This is a genomic window from Brevundimonas mediterranea, from assembly GCF_014196125.1.
In the GTDB taxonomy this organism is placed as follows: domain Bacteria; phylum Pseudomonadota; class Alphaproteobacteria; order Caulobacterales; family Caulobacteraceae; genus Brevundimonas; species Brevundimonas mediterranea.
In genome coordinates this window covers 524,169-536,087 of the sequence record NZ_JACIDA010000001.1, presented here as the reverse complement: position 1 = coordinate 536,087, position 11,919 = coordinate 524,169, and the positions used below count along the sequence as shown (strand labels likewise).

Annotated in this window: 14 protein-coding genes; 4 read left to right on the top strand and 10 right to left on the bottom strand. The window is 66.6% G+C overall.

Features of this window, described 5'->3' with window-relative positions; genetic code table 11:
- Window positions 1-4: 4 nt before the first annotated feature.
- The 5 genes from GGR11_RS02710 to GGR11_RS02690 all read right to left on the bottom strand — a co-directional run bounded on the left by GGR11_RS02710 (window position 5) and on the right by GGR11_RS02690 (window position 4,797).
- Window positions 5-772 (bottom strand): fimbrial biogenesis chaperone, encoded by a 768-nt coding sequence (locus GGR11_RS02710; RefSeq protein WP_183195287.1) that lies wholly within the window; start codon window positions 770-772, stop codon window positions 5-7.
- Between the two features lie 104 nt (window positions 773-876).
- Complete coding sequence (locus GGR11_RS02705) at window positions 877-1,494, bottom strand: hypothetical protein (protein ID WP_183195286.1); 618 nt, start codon at window positions 1,492-1,494, stop codon at window positions 877-879.
- Window positions 1,495-1,643: 149 nt separating this feature from the next.
- On the bottom strand, window positions 1,644-2,234 hold the full coding sequence (locus GGR11_RS02700; protein WP_183195285.1) for a hypothetical protein: 591 nt from the start codon (window positions 2,232-2,234) through the stop codon (window positions 1,644-1,646).
- 162 nt (window positions 2,235-2,396) lie between these two features.
- The gene (locus tag GGR11_RS02695; protein ID WP_183195284.1) at window positions 2,397-3,776 is read right to left on the bottom strand and encodes an MFS transporter; all 1,380 of its coding nucleotides are present in this window, start codon (window positions 3,774-3,776) and stop codon (window positions 2,397-2,399) included.
- Window positions 3,777-3,960: 184 nt separating this feature from the next.
- Window positions 3,961-4,797: an NAD(P)H-hydrate dehydratase gene (locus tag GGR11_RS02690; protein WP_183195283.1), complete on the bottom strand. Its 837-nt coding sequence runs from the start codon at window positions 4,795-4,797 to the stop codon at window positions 3,961-3,963.
- 114 nt (window positions 4,798-4,911) lie between these two features.
- On the opposite strand from GGR11_RS02690, the gene GGR11_RS02685 reads away from it, so the two are divergent.
- The 3 genes from GGR11_RS02685 to GGR11_RS02675 all read left to right on the top strand — a co-directional run bounded on the left by GGR11_RS02685 (window position 4,912) and on the right by GGR11_RS02675 (window position 7,752).
- Complete coding sequence (locus GGR11_RS02685) at window positions 4,912-5,250, top strand: P-II family nitrogen regulator (protein WP_008261682.1); 339 nt, start codon at window positions 4,912-4,914, stop codon at window positions 5,248-5,250.
- Between the two features lie 88 nt (window positions 5,251-5,338).
- On the top strand, window positions 5,339-6,745 hold the full coding sequence (gene glnA / locus GGR11_RS02680) for a type I glutamate--ammonia ligase (protein ID WP_183195282.1): 1,407 nt from the start codon (window positions 5,339-5,341) through the stop codon (window positions 6,743-6,745).
- Window positions 6,746-6,900: 155 nt separating this feature from the next.
- On the top strand, window positions 6,901-7,752 hold the full coding sequence (locus GGR11_RS02675; protein ID WP_183195281.1) for a DUF6065 family protein: 852 nt from the start codon (window positions 6,901-6,903) through the stop codon (window positions 7,750-7,752).
- Window positions 7,753-7,760: 8 nt separating this feature from the next.
- On the opposite strand, the gene tatC is transcribed toward GGR11_RS02675, so the two are convergent.
- Genes tatC through GGR11_RS02660 form a run of 3 tightly spaced genes read right to left on the bottom strand, consistent with a single transcriptional unit; the run spans window position 7,761 to window position 9,438 of the window.
- Window positions 7,761-8,648 carry a twin-arginine translocase subunit TatC gene (gene tatC, locus GGR11_RS02670; RefSeq protein WP_183195280.1) on the bottom strand — a complete coding sequence of 296 codons (888 nt, stop codon included), beginning with the start codon at window positions 8,646-8,648 and terminating at the stop codon, window positions 7,761-7,763.
- Window positions 8,645-9,196 carry a Sec-independent protein translocase protein TatB gene (tatB, locus tag GGR11_RS02665; protein ID WP_183195279.1) on the bottom strand — a complete coding sequence of 184 codons (552 nt, stop codon included), beginning with the start codon at window positions 9,194-9,196 and terminating at the stop codon, window positions 8,645-8,647. The genes tatC and tatB overlap by 4 nt, the downstream gene beginning before the upstream one ends.
- A 23-nt stretch (window positions 9,197-9,219) precedes the next feature.
- Window positions 9,220-9,438: a twin-arginine translocase TatA/TatE family subunit gene (locus GGR11_RS02660; protein ID WP_008260124.1), complete on the bottom strand. Its 219-nt coding sequence runs from the start codon at window positions 9,436-9,438 to the stop codon at window positions 9,220-9,222.
- Window positions 9,439-9,545: 107 nt separating this feature from the next.
- On the opposite strand from GGR11_RS02660, the gene rnhA reads away from it, so the two are divergent.
- Window positions 9,546-9,998: a ribonuclease HI gene (gene rnhA, locus GGR11_RS02655; RefSeq protein ID WP_008263255.1), complete on the top strand. Its 453-nt coding sequence runs from the start codon at window positions 9,546-9,548 to the stop codon at window positions 9,996-9,998.
- Here the strand turns inward: rnhA and GGR11_RS02650 are convergent.
- Window positions 9,995-11,404, bottom strand: a complete 1,410-nt coding sequence (locus GGR11_RS02650) for an MFS transporter (protein ID WP_183195278.1) — start codon at window positions 11,402-11,404, stop codon at window positions 9,995-9,997. The two genes, rnhA and GGR11_RS02650, sit on opposite strands and share 4 nt — an antisense overlap.
- 43 nt (window positions 11,405-11,447) lie before the next feature.
- Window positions 11,448-11,918: an NfeD family protein gene (locus tag GGR11_RS02645; protein ID WP_183195277.1), complete on the bottom strand. Its 471-nt coding sequence runs from the start codon at window positions 11,916-11,918 to the stop codon at window positions 11,448-11,450.
- Window position 11,919 lies beyond the last annotated feature (1 nt).

The window sequence follows — 11,919 nt, the reverse complement described above, 5'->3', positions numbered from 1 at the left end:
ACGATCACCGGTCCTGAACCGGCGTCAATTCGACCGTCACCGCGCCATTCGGCTGCGGCAGGCGAATATTGATCGGCAGCCGGCGCGTGGCGCCCGAAGGCACCAGGCCCAGGCCCATCAGTTGCTGCAGTTGCTCGGGCTCCCAGGATTCGCGCAGGATCTCATCGCCATTCGGCGCGCGCTGCACCAGGGTCAGACGGTTCTTGCCGACATAGCCATAGGTATTGCCGGAGTTGCTGACCGTGAGCACAGGGCGGCCGACGCCGTCCTCGCCTGTTTCAATGGCCACCGACTGAACCGCAAGGGCGGACACGGCTCCGGGCGCGCCGACGCTGACCAGAACCTTGAAATTGTACAGCACCTGAATCGCGTTCTGGTTTTCAGGCAGCACCACGGGCAACTGGGCGACCGTGACGAAGAAGTGCTGGCTGGCCTGGATCTCGGGGTCGCCGACCCACTGGATTCGGAACGCCTGGGACTGGCCCGGCTCCACGGTGGCCTGAGCCGGGAAGACCAGAAGGTCTTCGGCCTCGACATCGGTTTCGCGCAATTCGCCGTCGACGACCTCCAACCGGTGGGCGGTCAGTTCGACGGGAACTGTGGTGGAAAAAGTGTTCTGGAGCGTCAGCACCGTCGAGGTGCGCCGGCCAGAAGACAGGAGATCGATGATCACCGGCTGAACATTCAACGCCGTGGCGGGAATGCCCGAGGCCAGCAAGGCCGCAGCAGTTAGAAAGACTCCGACGAGGCGTCGGGCGGCGGCGGGCATCATGGGAAACTACCTGGTGGATCGAAAGGGGGTCGGACCGGTCCTGTGCGGGGGGACCGGTCCGACGGACGCCGACGCCCCGTGGGGACGTCGGCGTTTACTGGGGCTTAGGCGCCCGGAGCGACGGTCACATTGACCGAGCCGGTGTAGGCGCCAGCGGCCAGCCTACGGTCGGTGTTGGAACCCCAGTTGGTCGCGATGTCGCTCGAACCACCCGAAGTCGCCACAGCGCCGCCGTTCGAAGCCGCTTGGGCGAAACGAACGTGCGTGTTGCTGTCGCTCAGGCTGACGTGGCCGCCGAAGCGCTGGGCCACGTTCGAGGCGCCGGCGGTGCTGGTGGTGTCCAGGGCCAGGCCGTTGATCGTGGTGTCCAGGTTATAGCGGATGAACTGGGCGAAGCCGCCCTCGGTCAGGCCGTTGCCGGTGGCGCCGGTGCGGGCCAGAACGGCGCGGTCGACGGTGACCGAGTTGTTCACGCCGTTGCAGAAGGCGACGATGCGGGCGCCGTTCAGGGCGTCTGCGATTTCAGTCGTCACGCCGCTGCGGACCTTGGCTTCTGAGTCGGTCAGGTCACCGGCCAGGGTCACGGTGGTGGCTTGAGCCGAGACGCCGCACTTGGCGGCGACCGAGGCGTTGATCGCGACGGATTGGCTGTCTTGAGCCGAGGCGGCGCCGGCGGTCAGGGCGAGAGCAGCGGCCGAGGCCGCGAAAACGATACGCTTCATAGGGTTAGTCTCCGTCTTGGATTGAGCGCCGGAGAAGCCCGGCGTGTTTTCGAGCGGGCGGAAGGCCCGTCGAAGTCTCCGTCGCCCGCAAAACGCGATCGACGAATTCGGTAGGGCGCGATGCGCCGATCCGGCTGAGGGCGTGCGCATCAGGCGCGCGCTCCGACGACCAGAGTAATGGTGTCGCTGTAGTCGCCTGCGGCGAGGCGCTGGTTCAGCGTGGACTGGTCCGGCCAGTCGATGGTCAAGGTCACGCCGCCCGGCGCGGCGATGCCTGAGCCCGAGCCCAGCCCCCTGCCCGGCTGATCCGACGCGAAATCACAGTTTCCACCGGCCACGATCTGGTCGGACAGGCAGCGCCCGCTGCGCACGTCGCCTTCGCTGGTTTCGAGCGTCAGACGTACGCCATAGGTCTTGTCGAAGGCGTATCCGGATCCGTCCGGTGCGCCGGTGGTGTTGACCAGACGGCCCTTTTCACCCCGAACGCCGACGGCGAAAGGCGTGTTGCAGTCGAGCGGCAGAGAGACGCTGAAGGTCTGGGCCGTCTCCAGATCCGGCGTGGCCCCGCGCAAAGGCGTCGGCGCAACCCGGCTGAAACCACACCGACCTGGAATGACGGCTGAGACGGTGATGTCGACGCCGGCGTCCTGCGCCACGACAGGCGCTGCGGATCCAAGGACGGCGAGGATCGCCAGACCCAGGGCGGCGCCACCGGCTGGGTGTCGCGCACGGCGGCGCATCCACGTCGGCTCACCGCCGACATTCGCGTGCTGGATAGCGTGCAATGCCCGTCCCCCCGCGGAGCCCTGGGTTCGGGCGTCTCGCTGACCGGACTGTTGCAGTTAAGAAAACATTAAGCGTCGCCAGATTTGGGTATATCGCTGTGGACGATATAATTTTCTTCAGCGTTTTGATGTATTTCGCCTGATTGGGGAATTGCACGCCGCCGACGCCCGAGGAGGCTCAGACCCGAAACAAGGGGCCTTTGGGCCGGAAATCCAGCGCCGGCCTTGCCAGAGCGCGAGGGGAATCACGACTGCGGCTACAACCATGACGACACACGCCAAACTGGTCGCAAGACCAAACCGCGTATCGATATTCCGGTCGCTGACCACGCCGGTGACCCACGGCCCCAGTCCGACGCCGACGACCGACACGGAGGCCAGGAAGATGGCGTTCACTCCGCCGCGGATCGGATCAGGCGTCAGCGGCTGCAATCCGATCAGCGCGGACGCGGCGGCCATGCCGCTGCTCGCGACCAGCAGACCCAGGCACGCAAGCGTCATCGGCAGCCAAGTCGTGGTCATCAATCCGAATGCGGCGAGCACGGAAACGGCCAAGGCGCTCGCCATGACCGGCGCTGGTCCCGACGCCTTCATGCGTTCGAGCCCCAACAGCCATCCAGCCGTCAAATGGCCCGCAGGGGCCGCGACCAGCACCACGCCGCCGATCGCGATCGCGGCGTGACCGCTGCTGAGTTCGTGCGCGCGCGCGAGGATGGATGGCATCCAGGCGCCCGCAGCCTGGATCGACAGCACGCACCCGGCGCTTGCCCCCATAAGCCCAAACACCGCTCGTCCGTCCCCGGCGAGCCAGCTGACGGCCGTGCGCAGGCCCCGCGTCGGTTCCGCCGACACCATCCGACGCCCCCGCGCCTTCCAGAGAAGGCCGAGGATCAGGCCGAGGTTGAGGAGGATCGGAATCAGGGAGGCCGAGCGCCAGGGTGAAAGGCCCGCCACGGTCTGCCCTCCGACCAGCAACAGAATTGCGCCCACCAGAAAGAAGCTGCCGCTTCGTCCGGCGGCCGATCCGCTCGTGAACATGGAAACAGCGCGCGCGCGCCCCATGCCGACGCTCGACGCCCCAAGGATCATGAGGGCGGCAGGCGCAAAGGCGGCCTGGCCGACCCCCAGCACCATCCGCGCAGCCATCAGGGCTTCATAACTCGAGGCCAGAGCGAAGGCCACGCCGCCGACCGTCCAGACGGCCACGCAAAGCGCCATCAGCCGGAAGGGTTCGATCCGTCGCCCCCAGTGCCCCGCCGCCAGCATGGCCGCCGCATAGGTCAGAGCGAAGGCCGGGCCCTGCAGAGCGCCGATCTGGCGGTCCGTCAGGTCGAACTCGCCCTTCAGCGCTCCAGCGACGACAGACGGCACAGCGCGATCCACAAAGGCCGCGAACTGCACAGACGCCAGAAGCAACACTGTGCCCAGCCCGACCTTCGACGACGCAGCGAGCGCCGACTGGCCGGGCCGCAGCACCGCCCCCGAGCCAAAACTCATATGTAATACAGACCCTTTTCACCTCAGGGGATCTGCAATAGGCGCTGCCGGCGTCTTCCGATAGTCCCGTTTTGAAACAGCCTGAAATCCAGGCCTGACGGTCGCGCAGGCTCCAGATGCGCGTTCCACAATGGGATCGCAGGGGTCTTCAGAATTCCTCACGGGCAGGACGTTCGCGACGCCCTCACCCTTGACGAACGGCCATCCACAACGCCCTGAGCGAGACCGGCGAGATCTCGCTCAGGTCCTCGGCGATCAGGCCGGGTCCGAATCGGTCGGCGGCGTCGGCGTGGATCCACACTGCGGCGCAGGCGGCGTCGAAACTGTCCATGCGCTGGGCCATCAGACCGCCGATCATCCCGGACAGGACGTCGCCGGTTCCCGCCGTGGCCAGCCAGGGCGACCCGTTGCGATTGATGCGAAGACGACCGTCCGGGGCGGCGATGACGGTCTCGGCGCCTTTCAGCACCACCACGGCCTGGGCGCGCTCGGCCGCCTCGGCTGCGGCGACCACTCGCCCCCTGTGAAGAAGACCCGGGAAGAGGCGTTCGAACTCACCCTCGTGCGGGGTCAGAACATCATCACGGTCCAGCACTGCGAACAGTTCGGTGCTGCGCCCCTTGAACACCGACAGACCATCGGCGTCGATCACCAGGGCGGCGCCGCTGGACGCCAGGGCCTGGATATTGGCCACGGTCGTCTCGTCCAGACCCGCCGCCGGGCCCACCACGACCGCGTCCATCTCCTCGACCTCGCGCGCCAGCGCCTCGGCCGAGGCGAAGGGCGTCAGCATGATGGCCTCGATCGCCGGGGCGATCACCGCGACCGCATCGGGGGGGCAATAGATACGCACCACCCCGGCCCCGATCCGCAGTCCGGCCCGGGCCGCCAGCCGCGCCGCCCCGGTCTGGTGCGCCCGACCCGAGACGACCCCAAGACGCCCCCGTGCATGCTTGTGCGTTTCCGCGCCCGGCCACGGAAGAAAATTGCGCCAGATCGCCGGGTCGTTGGTTTCTATCATCCGGGCTCCGAATATCCGTGACTTTTCTGCGAAAACCGCTTGCTTTGAACGGCCTTGATGTGTCCCATTCCCGCCCGAGCGCCGCTGCATTCCGCACGCCGCTCAGGGGTCGCCATGAAGAAGATTGAAGCCATCATCAAGCCTTTCAAGCTGGATGACGTCAAAGAGGCGCTCCAGGACGTCGGCGTGCAAGGCATGACTGTGCTGGAGGCCAAGGGATATGGCCGCCAGAAGGGTCATTCGGAGCTGTATCGCGGCGCCGAATACGTCATCGACTTCCTGCCCAAGATCAAGATCGAGGTGGTCGTCGCCGACGATCTCGCCCCTGCGGTCGTCGAGGCCATTCAGACCTCGGCCCGCACCGGCAAGATCGGCGACGGCAAGATTTTCGTGTCCGATGTCGCCGAGGTGATCCGTATCCGCACCGGCGAGACCGGGGCCCAGGCCGTCTGAGTTCGCGTACCCCTCCTCCGGCGGCCGGCGCGTCCATGCGCTGATCGATCGGTTCCTCCCCAACGACCAAGAAACAGGACTTCCGAGAATGAGCGCCAGCAAGATCCTCAAGGAGATCAAGGAGAAGGACGTCAAATACGTCGACGTTCGCTTCACCGACACCCGCGGCAGGCTGCAGCACGTCACCTTCGACATCGACCTGGTCGATGAGGACTTCCTGAACGAAGGCACGATGTTCGACGGCTCGTCGATCGCCGGCTGGAAGGCCATCAACGAGTCCGACATGCTGCTGAAGCCGGACCTGGCCACGGCCTATATCGACCCCTTCTACCAGCAGACGACCATGTTCCTGTTCTGCGACGTGCTGAACCCGGACACCGGCGAACCCTACAACCGCGACAGCCGTTCGATGGCCAAGAAGGCCCTGTCCTATGTCCAGTCGTCGGGCATCGGCGACATCGTCTATTTCGGCCCGGAAGCCGAGTTCTTCATCTTCGACGACGTGCGCTGGTCGACCCAGCCGCACAACACGTCGTATTCGTATGACTCGACCGAGCTGCCGGCCAACACCGGCGCCGAATACACCGAGGGCAATATGGGCCACCGCCCTGGGCCCAAGGGCGGCTATTTCCCGGTCAACCCGGTCGACTCCGGCCAGGACCTGCGCGGCGAAATGCTGGGCGTCATGCGCGACCTGGGCCTCCAGCCCGAGAAGCACCACCACGAGGTGGCCCCGGCCCAGCACGAACTGGGTCTGAAGTTCTCGGACCTGCTGACCATGGCCGACCGGCTGCAGCTCTATAAGTACGTGATCCACAACGTCGCCGCCGCCTATGGCAAGTCGGCGACCTTCATGGCCAAGCCGATGTTCGCGGACAACGGCTCGGGCATGCACGTCCACATGTCGATCTGGAAGGACGGCAAGCCCCAGTTCGCCGGCGACAAATACGCCGGCCTGTCGCAGGAATGCCTGTGGTACATCGGCGGCATCATCAAGCACGCCAAGGCTATCAACGCCTTCGCCAACTCGACCACCAACTCCTACAAGCGTCTGGTCCCCGGCTACGAAGCCCCGGTGAAACTGGCTTATTCGGCCCGCAACCGTTCGGCCTCGATCCGTATCCCGCACGTCTCGTCGCCGAAGGCCAAGCGTCTGGAAGCCCGCTTCCCCGACCCGATGGGCAACCCCTATCTGACCTTCGTCGCCCTGCTGATGGCCGGCCTGGACGGGATCGAGAACCGGATCGATCCGGGCGCGCCCGCCGACAAGAACCTGTACGATCTGCCGCCGGAAGAGCGCGGCTCGATCCCCGAGGTCTGCGGCTCGCTGCGCGAAGCCCTCGAGAACCTCGACAAGGACCGCGCCTTCCTCAAGAAGGGCGGCGTCATGGATGACGACTTCATCGACAGCTATATCGAGCTGAAGATGGAAGAGGTGATGCGCCTGCAACTGCACCCGCACCCCGTCGAATTCGACATGTACTACAGCTGCTGATCGACCCGGCAGTCTGACTTCAGGAGAGCCCCGGATGGTCCGCCATCCGGGGTTTTTCTTTTCGCGCATGACCGTCACGGGTCAGACATGCGGCTGTCCTAAAGGCTTAAAACGCCCGCTCCATAGGGCGAGGTTGGCGGCATACGAGGCTCGAAATGGTCAAACGTTTGAAGGGATCTGTTCCCGCACGCCCCAATGGCGCGCCGGTTCGTGCGGCAGAAACCGAACTGGTCTGCTATGTGCGCGAGGGCTGGGCCCCGCGCGTGGCCCCGGCCTCGCCCAAGCGCGACTGGATGACCGAGACGCCGGACAGTTTCGCCTATCGCTGCCTGCCTCTCGCCATCGCCAACGCCCATGGCTGGGAGATGCTCAGTCCCTGCGGTTTCAAGGCCCGCTGGCAAGGCGGCGTCGACGCCAGTTCGGTCGAGATCGTGCTCGATCCCGGCTCGGATCCGAAGCGGGGTCCGGTCTCCCTGTTCGGCAGCGGGACCCTGACCTTTCACGTCGACGGCATCATGCGGACCTCGGAAGGCTGGAACCTGTGGGTCGGCGGCCCGCCCAACGCGATGAAGGACGGGATCGCCCCGATGGGCGGGGTGATCGAGACGGACTGGTCGCCCTACACCTTCACGATGAACTGGCGCTTCACTCGCCCTGACGTCTGGATCCGGTTCGAGGAGAACGAGCCCTTCTGCTTCTTCTTCCCCACGCCGCGCGGGGTGCTGGACCGGCTGAAACCGGAGTTGCGGCCGATGGAGGACCAGCCCGAGATGTTGCAGACCTTCGACGCCTGGCGGGCGTCACGGCTGGCCTTCCAGGACTGGGTCAAACGGACCAAGCCCACCGCGCCGGCCGATCAGTGGCAGAAACTCTATTATCGCGGCCTGCACCCCGAGGGCCATGCCGGTCCCGACGACCATCAGTCCAAGCTCAGGCTGTCGCCGTTCCGCCAGACCGGGTCTCGGCGGGTCTGCCCGGTGGATCACACGGACAAGAAGCGCGGCTGAACTCGGGACTAGGCCAGGCCTTCGGCCTCGTCCGTCTTCTTGCGGCGCAGTTCGATCAGCCGCACGCACCAGATCGAGACCTCGTAGAGGATGACCAGGGGCACGGCTAGCATCAGCTGGCTGATGGGGTCCGGCGGGGTGACGACGGCGGCGACCACCACCACGGCGACGATGGCATAGCGCCGGCCGGCCGCCATGGCCTTGGAGCTGATCAGTCCGGCCAGCCCCAAGAGGGTCGTCACGACCGGCAGCTGGAAACACAGGCCGAAGGCCAGCAGCAGCGAGGTCACCAGGCTCAGATAGTCCGAAATCTTGGTCGTCTGGGCCACCGAAATCCCGTCGCTGACCACCTGCTGTCCCAGCGAGAACAGCATCACGAACGGCAGCATGACATAATAGACCAGCGCCCCGCCCAGGCAGAACATGACCGGCGCCGCGATGAGGAAGGGCAGGAAGGCGCCGCGCTCATTCCGGTACAGACCAGGCGCCACGAACCGGTACAGCTGCCAGGCGATGACCGGGAAGGTCAGGACCGCCGCGCCGAAGGCCGCGATCTTCATCTTGGTGAACAGCTGTTCCAGCGGCGCTGTGGCGATCAGCTGGACCACGGCCGCCGAACCGGGCGGATAGGGCTTCAGCCCCATCATGGTCGCGATCAGCTCCAGCGGATTGGCGTGGCCGCCCGAGGCCAGGGCCGCCGCATGGATGGCCGCCGCCGCCTGATAGGGTTTGATCAGGGCGATCTGGATCTGGTTGGCGAAGGCGAAACACAGGATGAAGCCCAGGGCGAAGGCGATCACGCAGATCAGCAGCCGCCCGCGCAGCTCGATCAGGTGATCCATCAGGGGCGCGCGCGACGCCTCGATCTCGGCCTCGTCACGATCGGAGAAAGTCAAAGCTCGGCGGCCTTCTTGCGCGGGGTCCGGGGCTTGGCGGGCGTCTTGGCCGCAGGCATCGTGGACGCGGCCTTCGGCTTCGCCTTCGGTCGCGGCTTGGCGGCGGTTTTCGCCGTTGCGCGCTTCGGCTTCGACTCAACCGTCGGCGTCGGCTCGACGGGGGGCGCCGTGTCCGGCCATTCGTCGGCTGCGGGCGTCATGATCGGCGCCTCGGCGGTCGGCGCCGGCAGGGCCGCAGGCGCGCCCGGTCCGGTCAGGCCGGCGTTGATGTCCTTGAAGGCCGCATCGGCGTCGGCGCCCAGAGGATACATGGCGCCCTGCCCGCTCCGCAGCGCCTCGACCTCCTTGCGCAGCTCGTCCAGTTCGGACTGACGCGCCATCTCGTCGAAGCTCGAGCGGAACTCGTTGGCCATGGCGCGCGCCTTGGCGACCATCTGGCCGACGCGACGCATCAGAACAGGCAGATCCTTTGGCCCCACCACAAGCAGGGCCACCAGACCGATCACCACTAATTCGAAGCCCCCGATACCGGGGCCGAGCCCGCCCATGCGTCAGCCCTTACAGACGACGACTAGCGCTTCAGCTCTTCCTTTTCCGCATCGGTGCGGGGCAGCGAGCTGACGCCGTCGTGCGGGCCGTCCTTCTTGTCGTCGTCCTTCAGGCCGTCCTTGAAGGCGCGGATGCCCTTGGCGGCGTCGCCCATGATGCCGGACAACTTGCCGCGTCCACCGAACAGGACGGCGACGACGACAATGACGATGGCCCAGTGCCAGATGCTCATGGAGCCCATGGCTCGTTCTCCTCACGCGGACCGATCATCGATCCCGTCACTTATCTTCAGCGCATATAGGCGCAGTGATGGCCCCGCGCCAAGGGAGGCTGTAGGTCTTCGCGACCATGAGTCCCACCGATCACGTCATCATCCACACCGACGGCGCCTGCAAGGGCAATCCCGGCCCCGGCGGCTGGGGCGCCCTGCTCCAGACCGGGGGCGGCCACGAAAAGGAATTGTGGGGCGGCGAGCCCAACACGACCAACAACCGCATGGAGCTGATGGCCGCCATCATGGCGCTGGAGGCCCTGAAGCGGCCGTGCAGGGTCGAGCTGCACACGGACAGCAAATACGTCATGCAGGGCATCACTGAATGGATGCGAGGCTGGAAGGCGCGCGGCTGGCTGACCGCGGACAAGAAGCCGGTCAAGAACGCCGACCTGTGGCAGCGCCTGGACGCCGCCCGGCTGAAGCACGACGTCAAATGGCGCTGGGTCAAGGGCCATGCCGGGCACGAATTGAACGAACGCGCCGACCAGCTGGCGAATCGCGGGGTCGCCGACCTCCGGCGCGTCTAGACCGCCTCTATTTCCTTCTCCGGCTCGGCGATGCGGCGTCGAATTCGCGATCCACTCATCACCGCGCCGAACAGGGCTGCAACGGCGGCCAGCTCGAATCCGTGGCGCACGCCGGAGACCGGCGCCGCCGACAGCAGGAAGGCGACCACGACCGCCCCCATCGACTGGCCCAGCACCCGCGCCGTGCCGAGCGCGCCGCCAGCCGCCCCGGCCCGCTCGCGCGGGGCCTCGGACAGCAGGGCGCGATTGTTGGGCGACTGGAAGAAGCCGAACCCGGCCCCGCACAGCGCCATGCGCCAGATAATGTCGAACTTCGACGAATCACCGTCGAGGAAGCTCAGCCCCATCAGACCGCAGGCGAACAGGCTCAGACCTATCGCCCCCAGTATCCCGGCCGAATACCGATCCGACAGCCACCCCGCCAGCGGCGCAGCGAACATGGTCGCCAGCGGCCAGGGCGTCATCAGCAGCCCCGTTTCCACTGCGCTGAGCCCCAGCGAGCCCTGCAGGAAGAACGGCAGGGAGATGAAGGCCATCATCTGGGCGGTGAAGGAGATGATGGAGGTGGCGACCGACAGGGCGAACATCGGCCGCGCCAGCAGGTCCAGCGGGATCAGCGGCGTCTTGCTGGGCTTTTCATGCCGCACCAGCAGCACCCCGGCCGCCAGCCCCAGCCCCGTCAGGCCGAAGCCCAGGATCGAAGCCTCGCCGTGGGCCAGGGCCTGCATGCCGGTGATGACGAAGCCAAAGGCCGCCGCGCTCAGCGCCGCCCCGACCAGGTTCAGCCTGCGCTTCTGCAACGGATTGTGCGGCAAGGTGAATCCCGCCATCGACACCGCCAGAACGCCCAGAGGAATGTTCAGCGCGAACAGCCAACGCCATTCGCCCAGGCTCAGCACCGCGCTGGCGATGGTCGGGCCGGCGGCGGCGGCCATGGAGACGATCACCGCATTGATCCCGACCGCCCGGCCCAGCAGCCGCTGCGGATAGGTGAACCGCACCAGGGCGCCGTTGACGCTCATGATCCCGGCGGCCCCGAATCCCTGCAGCACCCGGGCCAGGCTCAGGGTCAGGATCGAATCGGACAGGGCGCAGGCCAGGGAGGCCAGGGTGAAGACCGCCAGCCCTGCCTGGGACACCCGGCGGTAGCCGACGATCTCGCCCAGAGACGCCAAGGGCAGAAGCGCGACCACGATGGCGATCTGATAGGCGTTGACGATCCAGATCGACGCCGCCTCGGACGCCTTGAGGTCTTGGGCGATGGACGGCAGGGCCACATTGGCGATGGCCCCGTCCAGGACGGCGAGGGTGATGCCCAGGCCGATGGAGACGATGGCCCAATAGCGCCTCGGGACCGGCAGTCCATCCTGGGCCGGGACGACGGAGGCGATACGGCTGTCTGACATCAGCGTCGAACGTCGTCCCACGGCGAAGGTTGCGCGGGACGCCTCAGGTCGCGGCGCGCACCGTCAGCAGGGAACCGCTGACGCGATTCACCACGACATCCTGTCCCACCTCGGGGCCAGTTTCGGGCGCGCCCCCCTCGAGGACGGCCGACCATTCGGCGCCGGAGACGAAGACCCGGCCTCGACCGCCGACGAAGGCCTCCACGACCCGTGCGCGTTGGTCGATCAGTCGACGGTCCCGGTCGTTGATGTCCACGCCGTCCGGATTGGCCTTCTGGATCAGGCGTCGCGACAACAGGGTGGCGATGACGGTCAGCAGGGCGAAGACCGCCACCTCGCCCGGCAGGCCCAACCGCACCCCGACCGCCGTCAGGACCGCCACCAGCCCGGCCGAGACCGCCGGCCACAACAGCCATTCGGTCGAGAACATCGACTCGACGGCCAGCAACAACACCCCGACGGCCAGCCAGATCCAGAACGGCTGGGCGGCGTACAGATCGGCGACGACGGTCATG